This window comes from Mesorhizobium sp. DCY119, assembly GCF_003590645.1.
GTDB lineage: Bacteria > Pseudomonadota > Alphaproteobacteria > Rhizobiales > Rhizobiaceae > Mesorhizobium_M.
This window is the reverse complement of sequence record NZ_CP031834.1, coordinates 1,638,544-1,652,456: the sequence shown is the minus strand read 5'-3', so window position 1 is coordinate 1,652,456 and position 13,913 is coordinate 1,638,544. Positions and strand designations below refer to the sequence as shown.

The window sequence follows — 13,913 nt, the reverse complement described above, 5'->3', positions numbered from 1 at the left end:
AAAGACACGCGCACGAATACGCGGAGATGGAGTTACTGGTGCTTTAGAATGTCAAAGGAAAGCTTCGAACCGAAAACCGCCGTCAGCGTCGTGCAGCATGGGCCGGGAGCAAGAATACACGCATAGTCATGACTGCCTCCGTCGGTTCGAGTTGACAATGACGGCTCTATAACCGCATTCGGCGCGCAAGACCACGCGTAACTGCCAAATTGTCGCAACCTTGCGGCGCCTGTGGCTGTAACGCAACACATTAGCGAGTGAAGATATTGGCCGACGGCATCCGCATCGCCCTCTACCAGCCCGACATCGCCGGCAACACCGGCACCATCCTGCGCATGGCCGCCTGCCTTGGCATCGCCGTGGATATCATCGAGCCAGCCGGCTTCGATCTTTCCGACCGGAACCTGAGACGAGCCGGCATGGATTATCTCGAAATGGCCTCCCTGACGCGCCATGTCGATTTCACGGCTTTTGAGGCGTGGCGAAAGTCTGAGGGCCGCCGCCTCGTTCTTTTCTCGACCAAAGCCGCCCTGCCCTACACGCAATTTCGCTACGCTGATGGCGACGTAATATTGTTTGGCCGCGAATCGGCGGGCGTACCAGAAGACGTGCATGAGACCGCCGACGCGCGGCTCCTCATTCCGATGAAGGGCGGCGGCCGCAGCCTCAATCTCGCGCTGAGTGCCGCGATGGCTGCGGGCGAAGCGATCCGGCAACTCGGCTGAAACATCCTCCACGCCGGCCACGATCGCCCAGCTTGCGATCTTGCGCCCCCGGACCCTGACCGACCCACCGATTCTCAGCCGTGTGAACATCATCTCATCCTTCGATTTGCGTCCTGAAGGATATCTTGCTACAACCTCAACATTAGTTGAGGTCAAGCGGAAAGTCGGACATGGGCAGGGAATTATCGGTCGGCGAGGTGGCGCATCGCAGCGGCATCGCGGTTTCAGCGCTTCATTTCTATGAGACGAAGGGCCTGATCAAAAGCCACCGCACCGGCGGCAACCAGCGGCGCTACGGCCAGGACGTGCTGCGCCGAGTCGCCGTCATCAAGGTCGCGCAGGAGGTCGGCATTTCGCTGGCCGACATTTCCGCCGCCCTTGCCGCATTGCCGGACGGAAGGACGCCGACACGGGAGGACTGGCGCGTGCTTTCGGAAGGCTGGGCCGCTGATCTCGACCAGCGCATTCTTCAGTTGCAGAAATTGCGCAACGGGCTGACCAACTGCATCGGCTGCGGCTGCATGTCGATCGACCGCTGCCCCTTGCACAATGCCGACGACCATCTCAGCGAAGATGGACCCGGCCCGCGCCTGCTTCTGACCGCATCGCATCGAAAATCCAGCCGCGAATGCGGAAAGCTCTGAACTTGGCTACCGCCCGCCTGAATCTCAACACAGTCTAGTCGGAAGTCGGCAGACGCCGGATGGTGAATTCGATGACATCGCCCGGTCGCTCGAACCAGCTTTCGATCGTTGTCCAGTAGGCCTGCTTCGGCCAGCGTTCGAACCACTCCTGCGCCTTGGCGCGAGCGTCCGGACGGGGCAACACGAAGGTCTCGCGCAAAAAGCCGTCGCGCGGCGTGCGCTCACGCTCAGCCCGGCTTTGATCGAGCCTTCTTTTCAGACCATCGAGCGGCGGTCTCGTCGGGGTACGCACGACTAACTCCTTGACCCTGATCAATTACAGATTAGGGATCGCGCGGGAAAAGACGAGTCATTTTCGCAGGCGCCATTCACGGGATGGCAGGCCTGCAAGGCAGTGAGTGGAGACGAGTGCCTATGGAGCGAGCTGAAATACCGGTGGGATTGCCTGCGGATATCGAAGGCAAGAAGGAACGCGCGCGCGCCTGGTTCGAGGAACTGCGCGACCGCATCTGTGCCGGCTTCGAGCAGATCGAGGACGATCTCACCGGCCCGCAGGCCTCGTGGTCGCCGGGCCGTTTCGAAAAGACCCCCTGGCAGCGCGAAGAAGGCAAGGGCGGTGGCGGCATCATGTCGATGATGCATGGCCGCGTCTTCGAAAAAGTCGGCGTCCACACCTCCACCGTCCATGGCGAATTCTCTCCCGAATTCCGCAAGCAGATGCCCGGCGCCGAGGAAGATCCCAGTTTCTGGGCAAGCGGCATCTCGCTGATCGCCCATCCCTGGAACCCGAACGTGCCCGCCGTGCACATGAACACGCGCATGGTCGTGACCTCGCGCCAATGGTTCGGCGGCGGCGCCGATCTCACCCCCGTGCTCGACAAGCGTCGCACGCAGGAAGACCCTGATACACTCGCCTTCCACAAGACGATGCAGTTCGCCTGCGGCAAGCATGCCGCGATCGCCGACTACGACCGCTACAAGGCCTGGTGCGACGAGTATTTTTATCTGCCCCACCGCAATGAGGCGCGCGGCGTCGGCGGCATCTTCTTCGACTACCTGCAGTCGCCGCAGGAAAAAGGCGGCTGGGAAGCCGATTTCCGCTTCGTGCAGGACGTCGGCCGCTCCTTCCTCGTCGTCTACCAGCATCTGGTGCGCAAGAATTTCGGCCTGAACTGGACCGATGGCGACCGCGAGGAGCAACTGATTCGCCGCGGCCGCTATGTCGAGTTCAACCTGCTCTACGACCGCGGCACCATCTTCGGCCTGAAGACCGGCGGCAACGTCAACTCGATCCTGTCGAGCATGCCGCCCGAGGTGAAGTGGCCGTGACCTCGCCCGTAGCATGTCGCTTATAGGCAATGTGACCTGAAAGCGACACTTATGCCGGATTGTTACCACCTGTAAGATTGCGTGGTGACAAACGAAAATATTCTGATTAGGACTTGAATGAAGCTGGGGCGAGCGTGAAAACGCGCCGCCCTGCTTACAGCGCCGCGCGTCCAGTCGGACGCGCAAAGGACGCTGTAACACTTAGAATCTACGCATGACACATGAAATGCGGTGGGGTTGGGCCTCCCGCGAAACGCGCTAAACCATGATCGGCAGCCGGAACCCGGCTCCCGGAAAGATCGTGGCGAAACAAGACGATAGAGCACGATCCGGAATCTCTTGTGATGGATCAGGCTCTAGAATTTTAGTTAACTTTTAGCTGACAGTGTCCGTCCATGATCAAGCAGTCTCTCCTCGGCGCGATGGCGCTTATTCTTGTCCTCGGTTTTGCTGGCGCAGCCGGCGCGCGCGATCTATCTGATTGCGAGCGCAATGGTTCGCAGGCAAAAATGGCGGCTTCCAACAGCAGTAAGGAATCACCGAAACCCGCAAGTGCGGCTGCGGCGCGCTGCCCGGACCTGTCGGTCGAGACGCCCGTGAAAAGCCTTAAAGCCGAGCCAGTGAAGGCCATGATCGAACAGGATTCGCACGCTCCTGAAATCAACGCAGCCGTTCCGCCGGCCGCCGCCTCGTCGTCCATCATCCGCGCGAAGAATTTTACCGTCCTCGTCAAGCGGCCGGAAAAGGCCACTGCCGAAACGCTTGTGCTCCTTCACGGCTCGGGCGGCGACGAGACGACGATGATGGCGCTCGCCTCCCGCATCGCCCCGCGTTCGGTGCTGATGGGCGTGCGCGGCCGCGTCGTACAGGATGGCAGCAAGCGCTGGTACGCCCGCCTGACGCCGACCCGATTCGACCAGCGCGACATCCGCTCGGAGGCAAACGCCTTTGCTGGTTTCCTGCAGGACGCCGTCAAGAAGAAGATGCTCGATCTCGATCACACCACCTTCGTCGGCTATTCCAACGGCGCCAATCTGCTGGCCGCATTGACCCTGCTTCACCCCGGCCTCGTTGAGCGCGCCGTGCTGCTGCGGCCAATGTCGGTGCTGGAAAAAATTCCGGCGGTCGATCTGTCCAGCGTCCGTTATCTCGTCGTCGCCGGTCAGGCCGACGTGACCTATTCGCCCTTCGCACCCGCCCTCGAAGCGATGCTGAAGGATCACGGCGCGCGCATCGACGCACATATGATCAAGGCCGACCATGGTCTCGGCGACGAAGACGCCAAGCTCGTCAGCGATTGGCTGGCCCGTTCGAATGCCGTTTCGTTGAACTGAAACAAGCCTTGATCAGAATGAGTTGATCCAGGCCGGCAGACGCAACTTATTGCCCCATTCCGTGTTATCATCCTGTCCGCCACCAAGAGCGAGGATTAGGAGGAAAACCAATGAAGGAATTTCAATGCGGATCGCTTGTTCCCGGCTGCGACTGGCATACGAAGCATGAGGAAGAAGCCGAAGTGATGCGCCGCGCAGTCGAGCATATGCGCGAAACCCATGGCGAAACGATCATTCGCGAAACCATGATCGAAGCGATCCGCTCACGGATCGAAAAAGTCCGCGACGCGGCCTGATCGAAATCCGCTAACTTGTTGTTTTAAAAACTGCCGGCGGCGCGCTTAAGCAGCGCGTCGCGATCGAGCGCAAAGCCGGAATCGACCCATGCGGTTTCCAGCGCGCGTAGCGTATCGCCTATTTTCGGCCCTTGCGTGACACCCAGCGCGGTCAAATCCGCGCCCTTGACCGGGAAATCCGGCCTTTCCCACTTTTCCGCGAAAGCCAGCAATCGCGAGAACCCGCCGGCTTCCATCAGCGCCTTGTCGTCCTCGACCGCACGGGCACGCGCCGAAGCCAGCGCCAGACGCAGGCGATCGGCAAAACCTTTCGGCTCGCCACGATAGAGCATCTTTGCAAAAGCGCCTTCAGCCCATGTCGATACCGGCGCCGGCGCGCCCGCCCACTGCAGCAGGCGTTCGCTCTCGACCTTCGAAAACTTCAACCGCTCGGCCAGCCCGGCCATGCGCGCGGCATCCGGCGGCACGATCGCCGCGAGCCGCAGCAACGGATCGGGCTTCCAGCCCAGATCACGTTCGGTCTTCACCAGCCCGTGAATGGCATCGATGCCCCATTTCTCGCTCTCGGGCAGGATACGCGTCAAAACGCCGGCCTGTCGCATCCACAAAAGCGTACGCGAGGGGTCAGGCGCAGAAAGCAGCTTTTTCAGCTCGGCCCAGACGCGCTCCGCCGAAAGCTGGTCGAGCCCGTCTTTCAGCCGCGCGCTGGCCTTCACGCCCTCGGCGTCCGGCCGGCCCGAGCCGTACCAGGCGAAGAACCGGTAAAACCGCAGGATGCGCAGATAGTCTTCGCGAATGCGCGCTTCCGCATCGCCGATGAAACGCAAGGTGCGGCTTTCGAGATCGGCAAGCCCGCCGACGAGATCGATAACCGTGCCGTCGGCTTCGGCGTAGAGCGCATTGATGGTGAAGTCGCGCCGCTCGGCGTCGCTCTTCCAGTCACGGCCGAAGCGCACCTTGGCGCGCCGCCCGTCGGTCTCGACATCGGCGCGCAGCGTCGTCACCTCGAACGGCTTGCCGCCGGCAATGACGGTGATCGTACCGTGCTCGGCCCCGGTCGGAACGGCCTTGAAGCCGGCAGCCTCGGCGCGGCGCGTCGTCTCCTCCGGGCGATTGGTCGTGGCGATGTCGATGTCGGAAACCGTCTCGCCCAGCAGCGCATTGCGCACCGCGCCGCCGGCGATGCGTGCTTCCTCGCCATCAGCCGAGAGCGCCGCCAGAAGGCGCTGAATATCCTTGTCGCCGAGCCATTTGGCCCGGCCGGCGATCGACGCCCTATCGCTCATGCATAGAGCCTTTCATAAAGCGTGCGGATGATGCCGGCGGTGACGCCCCAGATGCGCTGGCCGCCATAGGGCATATCGTAATAGACCCATTCCTTGTCGTTCCACATCCGGCTGCTCTGGTGGTGGTTGGCGGGGTCCATGAGGAAACGCAGCGGCACTTCGAAGGCCGTATCCACTTCATGCGGATTGATCGTTAGATGAAACCCCGGCCGCACGATGCCAAGCACCGGCGCGATGCGGTAACCACTGCCGGCAACATAATCGGGCATGCGCCCGACGACCTCGACATGATCCTCGCCCAGCCCGATTTCCTCAACCGTCTCGCGCAGTGCGGCAAACTCCGGCGTCGGGTCGGTCGGGTCGATGCGACCACCCGGAAACGCCACCTGCCCCGAATGATTGCGCAGTTTTTCCGTGCGCTTGGTCAGGATCACGCTGGCCTCGTCGCCATGATCTACTACGGGGATCAACACGGCAGCGTCACGCAGATTATCGCGGCGGATCAGATGGCCAAAACCCGGATTGAAGCGATGGTCGCCATAGTCCGGGTCCGGTTCCGGCTCGCGCTCCCGCTCCACACGCCTGCGGAAATCGAGAGCCGAAAAATGCGTTGCGACTGCGTTGTCCATGGCTCAGGCGCTCAACCGCCGGAGTTTCTCGGCCGGCATGATCGGATAGACCTCGCCCCCTGCCCGCACCGCAAACATCAACTCGCCATCGATCTCGATTTCCTCGCCATGTTCGACCAGTTCATACATCACCGGCCGCGCTACCAGCGCTTCCAGCCTTCCGCGCACCAGCACATAGGGCTTCAGACCGCCGGTGTCGTCCTCGTCAACGAAACGCAGCGGATGTTCCGGCCCCGCTTCAACGACATCGCCGACATTGGTGCGGAAGGTGATGACCTGCCCGTTGCCTTTACCCGAGACGTTCATCTCGACCGCAACGAACGGCGCATCGACCACCCTGATGCCGACCTTTTCCACCGGCGTGACGAGATAGGTCTTGCCGTCGGCGTCCTTGCGCAGCACCGTCGAGAACAGTTGCACCAGCGGCATGCGCCCGATCGGCGTGCCGAGATAGAACCAGGTCCCGTCCGGCCGGATCTCCATGTCGAGATCACCGCAGAAGTCGGGATTCCAGCGCTCGACCGGCGGCAGACCCTTGCCTGCGCGGGCCGCGCGTGAGATCAGCGCCGACAGCCCGGCGGTGTCGGCAACGCTGGTCAGGGTCTGTTCACGATGATCTTCGACTTTGGTCATGGTCACGAAATAGTCACTGTTGTTGCGCTTGTCAGCCTAGATGAGTGATTTAAGTTCATTCAATGGCACCATAGGCGTGCGAATCGCGGCACTGGACGTTGCCGGCCGACGTTCCAGACAAACGAGGATCGAAGCGGCATGAGCATAATCGTCAAGGACCCATCGATCGGCGAAAAGGAAATGGTGGCGCAGGCCGAAACGGCACTGGCTGACATCTCCAAGGTCCGCGACGGCGTCGGCAAGGTCATTTTCGGCCAGGAAAGCGTGGTCGAGCGCACGCTCGTCGCCCTGCTGGCTGGCGGCCACGCGCTTCTGGTCGGCGTTCCCGGCCTTGCCAAGACCAAGCTGGTCGAGACTTTGGGCATCGTTCTCGGCATGGATGCCCGCCGCGTCCAGTTCACGCCCGATTTGATGCCGTCCGATATTCTCGGTTCCGAAGTGATGGAGCAGGACGAGGCCGGCAAGCGCTCCTTCCGCTTCATTCCCGGCCCGATCTTCGCGCAATTGCTGATGGCCGACGAAATCAACCGCGCCTCGCCGCGCACCCAGTCGGCGCTGCTGCAGTCGATGCAGGAATACCACGTCACCATAGCCGGCGCGCGCCACGATCTGCCCGCCCCCTTCCACGTTCTGGCCACCCAGAACCCGCTGGAGCAGGAAGGCACCTATCCCCTACCCGAAGCTCAGCTCGACCGCTTCCTGATGCAGATCGATATTCTCTACCCGGACATCGAGGCCGAGCGCCGCATCCTGCTCGAAACCACCGGCGTCGAAGACGCCAAGGCCGCGAATGTGCTGACGCCTTCGCGGCTCCAGGAAATCCAGCAGCTTATCCGCCGCATGCCGGTGCCCGAAAGCGTGGTCGAGGCGATCCTCGATCTCGTCCGCTCCGCCCGTCCAGGTCAGGGCAATGCCGAGACCGACAAGCATGTCGCCTGGGGCCCTGGCCCGCGCGCCAGCCAGGCGCTGACGCTCTGCGCCCGTGCCCGCGCGCTCTATGAAGGGCGTCTTGCCCCCTCCATCGACGACGTCAAGGCATTGGCTGAACCCGTGTTGCAGCACCGCATGGCGCTGACATTCGCCGCCCGCGCCGAAGGCATGAGCGTGCGCGATGTCGTCGCCCGGCTGGTGAAAGGGGTCTGATGGCACGCATCGGCGAGGCCTCCTCCCCGGTCGGCACGCGAGACGCCCTTGCCCGCGCAAGGCTGCGTGCTTCGCTTGTTCCCGACCTGCTGATCGAGGCCCGCCGCGTCGTCAACACCGTCATCGGCGGCTGGCACGGCCGCCGCAAGCGCGGCATCGGCGAGAATTTCTGGCAGTTCCGGCCCTATGTCGAGGGCGAAGCGATGTCGCGCATCGACTGGCGCCGCTCGGCCCGCGATGACCACACCTATGTCCGCGACCGCGAATGGGAGGCAGCCCATACCGTCTGGCTCTGGGCCGATCCTTCAGCTTCCATGCTCTACAAATCGACCACGGCCAGCGTTTCCAAGGAATCGCGCGCATTGGTGATCACGCTGGCGCTGGCCGAGCTTCTGTCGCGCAGCGGCGAGCGCATCGCCTGGCCCGGCCTCACCGACCCTTTCACCGCCCGCAACGGTGCCGAGCGGCTTGCCGGACACCTGTCCCACGCCTCCAGCCTGCCGGCACGGCCTGACCTCACCGCCATCCGCCGCTTTTCCGACATCGTTATCGCCAGCGACTTCCTCGATCCCGTCGAGGAAACCCAGGAATGGCTCGACGTGCTCGCCCGTCACGGCGTGCGCGCGCATCTGATCGAGATCGCCGATCCGGCCGAAGAGAGCTTTCCCTATGCCGGCCGCACCGAGTTCACCGATCCCGAGACCGGCGACAAGCTGACCGCCGGCCGTGCCGAAATGCTGAGCGAGGAGTATCAGCGACTCTATGCCGCCCGCCGCCATGAGCTGGCCGCCTGGTGCAAGCGTCTCGGCTGGAGCTACACCGTCAACCACACCGACCGCCTCGCTTCCGATGCGCTTGTGCGCATTCACATGGCGCTGACCGCCGATGGCGGCTACGCTTCCGGGGTCCGCGCATGAGCTGGCTCCCGCTTTCCTTCGGCTTTCCGGCCATCCTCTGGGGCCTGCTCGCGCTGCCGGTCATCTGGTGGCTGCTGCGCCTGACGCCGCCGAAACCGCAGACGGAAGTGTTTCCGCCGCTGAAGATTCTCGCCCGCGTCCTGAAGCGCGAGGAAACGCCGCATCAGAGCCCGTGGTGGCTGACGCTGCTGCGCCTTCTGATGGCGGCACTCGTCGTCATGGCGCTGGCCGAGCCGGTGTTCAACCCGCGCGAAAAGCTGCCCACGAATGGCAGCGCGCTGGCGCTGGTCATCGACAATGACTGGGCGAGCGCGCCCGACTGGGACCGCCGCGTCGCCACCGCAGAGCGCCTGATCGGCGATGCCAACTCTACCGGCGTGCCGGTTCTGCTCGCCTTCACTGCCGAAAAGCCGAATGCCGAGATCGGTCCCTTTGACGCCGAAGCCGCCCGCGACAAGCTGCGCGCCACCAAGCCGCGCCCGGTTCCGACCGATCGCCCGGCCGTCTATGCGCGGGTCGCCGCAGCGCTTGAAGCGCTGCCCGGCGCCAGCGTCGCCATCCTTGCCGACGGCCTAGCGGCCCAGGGCGACGAAGCCGCCTTCAACACCCTGCTCGGCAAGAACCCCGCCGACGTCGTCTGGGTCGTTCCCGACCGGCTCAACACGGTCGGGCTGAAGGCCGCCGAAAACCAGCTCGAAGGTTTTGCGCTAACCGCCATTCGCCCGCCCGGCGATGCCGGCCCGCGTCAGGTCACCGCCGGAGCCTTCGACGACAAGGGCCGCCGCATCGCCGATGCCGCACTCACCTTCGGCGCCGGCGAAACGACGGCGACAGGCCAGATGCAGGTGCCGTTCGAACTGCGCAACGATTTCGCAGCGATCGCCATCGACGGCGAAAACCAGGCCGGAGCCGTGCGCGTGCTGGATGAAAGCTCCAAGCGCCGCCGCGTCGGCCTGCTCTCCCAGTCCGAGGCCGATCAGGCCCAGCCGCTGCTGTCGCCGCTCTATTACATCCGCCGCGCACTCGAGCCTTTCGCCGATCTGGTCGAGCCCCGTAGCCCCGACCTTGCCGACGCCATCCCGCAGCTTCTTGACCAGAAGCCGGCGATGATCGTCATGGCCGACGTCGGCACCATCCCAGACGCTGCACGCCAGAAACTCATCGAATGGGTCGACAATGGCGGCACGCTGGTCCGCTTCGCCGGCTCGCGCCTCGCTGCAGCCGGCAATGACGAAGAGCTTCTGCCTGTGCGCTTGCGCCTCGGCGAACGCTCGCTCGGCGGCGCGCTGTCCTGGACCGAGCCGCAGGCCGTGGCCGAGTTCCCAGCCGGCCCGTTTGCCGACCTGACCCCACCCTCCGAGGTCACCGTCAGCCGTCAGGTGCTGGCCGAGCCGACCGCGGATATCGTCGAGCGCACCTGGGCAAGCCTTGCCGACGGCACGCCGCTGGTCACCGGGGCGAAGCGCGAAAAAGGCACCGTCGTCCTCTTCCACATCACGCCGGAAGCGACGTGGTCCAACCTGCCGATCTCAGGCAGCTTCGTCGAGATGCTGCGCCGTCTCGTCCAGCTTTCACGCAATCAGGGTTCCGCTGCCGCGAATGCCGAGGGCCAGATTGCCTCGCTGGCCCCTTACCGCATGATCGCCGCCAATGGCGCGCTCGTGCCGCCGACGCCCGATGCCCGGCCGCTGACCGTCGGACAAGGCCCCGCACCCGTCACCATCGAAAACCCGCCCGGCCTCTATGGCAGCGAGGAAGGCGTCGTTGCCCACAACCTGCTTGGCGCCGATGCCGCCTTCACCCCGCTCGTCCGTCCGCAGGTCGCAGCGCCGGTCACCGAAATGCGCTATGCTTTCGACGAATCCCGGGATCTGAAAGGTCCGCTCGTGGCTGCTGCCCTGTTGCTGATGCTTCTCGACACCCTCGCCGTCTTCTGGATGGGCGGCATGTTCAACCGTCGCCGCAAGGCAGCAAGAGCGGCAGGCTCAGCCGCCGTCATCCTGCTTGCCGCCGGCGCCATGTTCGCGCTCTCCTCGCATGCCATGGCGCAGGATGCCAAGCCGGGCGACGCCGAGGCCATCGACGCGGTCTCGACCACCCGCCTCGCCTATGTGCTGACCGGCGACGCCTCCATCGACGCCATCAGCCGCGCCGGCCTCGACGGCCTGTCGCGCTTCCTCATCGACAAGACGGCACTCGAGCCGGGCAAGCCGGCCGGCGTCGACATCGCGAAGGACGAGCTTTCCTTCTACCCGATCATCTATTGGCCGATCGACCCGAACGCGGCCATGCCGACCGAGCAGGCGATCGCTCGCATCGACGCCTATATGCAGCAGGGCGGCACGGTGCTGTTCGACACGCGCGACCAGTATTCGACCGGCATCGACGCCGGCTCCGCCAGCCCCGCGACCGAGCGGCTGCGCGACATCCTCGGCAATCTCAACGTGCCGCCGCTGGAGCCGGTGCCGGCCGACCACGTCCTGACCAAATCCTTCTTCATCCTTCCGGATTTCCCCGGGCGCTTCAACGGTAGCCCACTTTGGGTGGAAGCCTCGGCCGAGGCGACCAATCCCGAGCATCGCCCCGTGCGCACCGGCGACGGCGTCACCCCGATCATGATCACCGCCAATGATTTCGCCGGCGCATGGGCCATCGACGCCAATGGCGAGCCGATGCTGCCGACCGTGCCGGCCGACCCGATGCAGCGCATCTATGCCTACCGCGCCGGCGTCAACATCGTCATGTACATGCTGACCGGCAACTACAAATCCGATCAGGTCCACGTGCCGGTGCTGCTCGAAAGGCTGGGGCAGTAGCGTGAACAACTGGTCCCTTTCCTTCGAACCCCTGCTCGGCTGGCCGCTTGTCGCCGCCATCATCGTGCCGTTGGCGCTTTTGGCCCTCCTCGGCCTGTGGTTCCGCCAGCGCGGCGGATGGCTGCGCCTTGCAGCACTGGCCGCATTGGCGGCAGCCCTCATCAACCCCGTTTTGCTCGATGAAGACCGCGAGCCCCTGCAAAGCGTCGTCGCGCTGATCGTCGACCGCAGCCAGAGCCAGGACATCGGCAACCGCACCGCCGAAACCGACCAGGCCGTCACCACGCTGCAGGAACGGCTTGCCCGCTTCAAGCAGTTCGAGGTGCGCGTGGTCGAGGCCGGCAAGGCCGATGCCGCCGACGAGCGCACGCAGACGCGGCTGTTCTCCGCCCTCGACGGCGCCTTCCGCGACGTTCCGCCCTCGCGCATCGGCGGCGCCATCATGGTCACCGATGGGCAGGTGCACGATGTGCCCGCCGCACCCAATTTCCACGCTCCGCTGCATGCCCTGATTACCGGCGAGGAAAACGAGCGCGACCGCCGCATCCGCTTCGAAAAAGCCCCGCGATTCGGCATCGTCGGCAAGCCGCTGGCCATGACCTATCGCGTGCTCGATACCGGCGGCGCGACCGGCGAAGTCGACGTCCGCGTCTCCGTCAACGGCCAGCAGGTGTCTGTCGAGCGCGCGACGATCGGCCAGGAAATGCCGGTCGACATCACCATCCCGACTGCCGGCCGCAACATCGTCGAGCTTCAGATCGAACGTGTCGACGGCGAACTCACCGACACCAACAACCGCGCCATCGCGCTGGTCGACGGCATTCGCGAAAACCTGCGCGTGCTGCTGGTCTCGGGCGAGCCGCATGCCGGCGAGCGCACCTGGCGCAACCTGCTCAAGTCCGACGCCTCGGTCGATCTCGTCCACTTCACCATCCTGCGCCCGCCGGAAAAGCAGGACGGCACGCCGATCAACGAATTGTCGCTCATCGCCTTCCCGACGCGCGAACTCTTCGTTGACAAGATCAACGATTTCGACCTCATCATCTTCGATCGCTACCAGCACCGCGATGTGCTGCCGATCCTCTATTACGACTACATCGCCGAATATGTCGAAAAGGGCGGCGCGCTCCTGATCGCCGCCGGCCCCGAATATGCCGGCGACCAGTCGATCGCGCGCACGCCGCTGATGTCGGCCCTGCCGGCGATGCCCAGCGGCGAGGTCGTCGATCAGGCCTTCTATCCGCGCCTGACGGACGTCGGCAAACGCCATCCCGTCACGCGCGGCCTCGAAGGCTCCGGCACCGAACCGCCCAAATGGAGCCGCTGGTTCCGCCTCATCGGCATCGACCGGCCCGAGGGCGAAGTGGTGATGAAGGGGCCTGACGACCGTCCGCTGCTGCTGCTCGACCGCAAGGGCGAAGGCCGTGTCGGCATGTTCCTGTCCGATCAGGGCTGGCTGTGGGCGCGCGGCTTCGAGGGCGGCGGCCCGCATGTCTCGCTCTATCGCCGCATCGCCCACTGGCTGATGAAGGAACCTGAACTCGAGGAAGAACGCCTCACCGCCAACGGCCGGGGCATGACGCTGGACGTGCGCCGCCAGACCATGAGCGACGATCCCGGCGCCGCCCAGGTCATCACCCCTTCGGGCAAGGCGATGACCGTGCCGCTTTCACAATCCGAGCCCGGTATCTTCGCCGGCAGCGTCGAAACCAACGAGATCGGCCTCTATCAGGTCGCCAACGGCGATCTCACCGCGCTCGCCCATATCGGCCCGATCAACGCGCCGGAATTCGCCGACGTCATCTCGACGGAGAACATCGTACGGCCGGCAGTCGAGGCGAGCGGCGGCAGCGTGCGCCGGCTCGCCGGCCTCACTGGCATCAGCGTGCCGAGCGTGGTTCCGGTGCGCGGCACGGCGGAAGCCTCCGGCCGCGACTGGATCGGCCTGCGCACCACCAATGACAGCGTGCTGAAATCGGTCAGCCGCGTGCCGATGTTCGGCGGCTTCTTCGGCCTCGGCCTGCTCCTCCTGGCGCTCGGCTCCATGTGGTACCGCGAGGGGCGCTAACGCTTCCCCTTTGAGGGCCAAGGCGTAACCCCTCCCCCAATAGGAGTATGTTTTTCCTCCAAAGGTGGAAAATCCGCCTTGGTCGTTCTCCCG

The 13,913-nt window shown here is 64.3% G+C and carries 13 protein-coding genes; 9 read left to right on the top strand and 4 right to left on the bottom strand.

Going from position 1 to position 13,913, the window contains the following annotated elements:
- Positions 1-266 precede the first annotated feature (266 nt).
- A complete protein-coding gene (locus DZG07_RS07960) occupies positions 267-725 on the top strand; it encodes a tRNA (cytidine(34)-2'-O)-methyltransferase (RefSeq protein ID WP_119815757.1) in 459 nt (152 codons plus the stop codon).
- 170 nt (positions 726-895) lie between these two features.
- Entirely contained in the window at positions 896-1,369 is a 474-nt protein-coding gene (gene soxR / locus DZG07_RS07955; RefSeq protein WP_091917689.1) for a redox-sensitive transcriptional activator SoxR, read from the top strand.
- A 34-nt stretch (positions 1,370-1,403) separates the two neighbouring features.
- On the opposite strand, the gene DZG07_RS07950 is transcribed toward soxR, so the two are convergent.
- Positions 1,404-1,661 carry a hypothetical protein gene (locus tag DZG07_RS07950; RefSeq protein WP_091917690.1) on the bottom strand — a complete coding sequence of 86 codons (258 nt, stop codon included), beginning with the start codon at positions 1,659-1,661 and terminating at the stop codon, positions 1,404-1,406.
- Positions 1,662-1,783: 122 nt separating this feature from the next.
- On the opposite strand from DZG07_RS07950, the gene hemF reads away from it, so the two are divergent.
- The 3 genes from hemF (at position 1,784) to DZG07_RS07935 (ending at position 4,328) form a co-directional block, all read left to right on the top strand.
- Positions 1,784-2,698, top strand: a complete 915-nt coding sequence (hemF, locus tag DZG07_RS07945) for an oxygen-dependent coproporphyrinogen oxidase (protein WP_119815754.1) — start codon at positions 1,784-1,786, stop codon at positions 2,696-2,698.
- A 395-nt stretch (positions 2,699-3,093) separates the two neighbouring features.
- The gene (locus tag DZG07_RS07940; RefSeq protein WP_119815751.1) at positions 3,094-4,032 is read left to right on the top strand and encodes an alpha/beta hydrolase; all 939 of its coding nucleotides are present in this window, start codon (positions 3,094-3,096) and stop codon (positions 4,030-4,032) included.
- A 110-nt stretch (positions 4,033-4,142) separates the two neighbouring features.
- Entirely contained in the window at positions 4,143-4,328 is a 186-nt protein-coding gene (locus DZG07_RS07935; RefSeq protein WP_091917693.1) for a DUF1059 domain-containing protein, read from the top strand.
- Between the two features lie 23 nt (positions 4,329-4,351).
- Here DZG07_RS07935 and DZG07_RS07930 read toward each other — a convergent pair whose 3' ends face one another.
- The 3 genes from DZG07_RS07930 to DZG07_RS07920 are packed head-to-tail and all read right to left on the bottom strand — an operon-like array spanning position 4,352 to position 6,876.
- Entirely contained in the window at positions 4,352-5,614 is a 1,263-nt protein-coding gene (locus DZG07_RS07930) for a CCA tRNA nucleotidyltransferase (protein WP_119815748.1), read from the bottom strand.
- Positions 5,611-6,243 (bottom strand): CoA pyrophosphatase, encoded by a 633-nt coding sequence (locus tag DZG07_RS07925; protein ID WP_119815745.1) that lies wholly within the window; start codon positions 6,241-6,243, stop codon positions 5,611-5,613. Before DZG07_RS07925 ends, DZG07_RS07930 begins: the two co-directional genes overlap by 4 nt.
- A gap of 3 nt (positions 6,244-6,246) precedes the next feature.
- Positions 6,247-6,876: a DUF1285 domain-containing protein gene (locus DZG07_RS07920; RefSeq protein WP_119815742.1), complete on the bottom strand. Its 630-nt coding sequence runs from the start codon at positions 6,874-6,876 to the stop codon at positions 6,247-6,249.
- Between the two features lie 138 nt (positions 6,877-7,014).
- On the opposite strand from DZG07_RS07920, the gene DZG07_RS07915 reads away from it, so the two are divergent.
- The 4 genes from DZG07_RS07915 to DZG07_RS07900 are packed head-to-tail and all read left to right on the top strand — an operon-like array spanning position 7,015 to position 13,820.
- Positions 7,015-8,019, top strand: a complete 1,005-nt coding sequence (locus DZG07_RS07915) for a MoxR family ATPase (protein WP_119815739.1) — start codon at positions 7,015-7,017, stop codon at positions 8,017-8,019.
- On the top strand, positions 8,019-8,936 hold the full coding sequence (locus tag DZG07_RS07910; RefSeq protein ID WP_119815736.1) for a DUF58 domain-containing protein: 918 nt from the start codon (positions 8,019-8,021) through the stop codon (positions 8,934-8,936). The genes DZG07_RS07915 and DZG07_RS07910 overlap by 1 nt, the downstream gene beginning before the upstream one ends.
- Positions 8,933-11,752 (top strand): DUF4159 domain-containing protein, encoded by a 2,820-nt coding sequence (locus DZG07_RS07905; RefSeq protein ID WP_119815733.1) that lies wholly within the window; start codon positions 8,933-8,935, stop codon positions 11,750-11,752. The genes DZG07_RS07910 and DZG07_RS07905 overlap by 4 nt, the downstream gene beginning before the upstream one ends.
- Position 11,753: 1 nt before the next feature.
- The gene (locus tag DZG07_RS07900; RefSeq protein WP_119815730.1) at positions 11,754-13,820 is read left to right on the top strand and encodes a hypothetical protein; all 2,067 of its coding nucleotides are present in this window, start codon (positions 11,754-11,756) and stop codon (positions 13,818-13,820) included.
- Positions 13,821-13,913 lie beyond the last annotated feature (93 nt).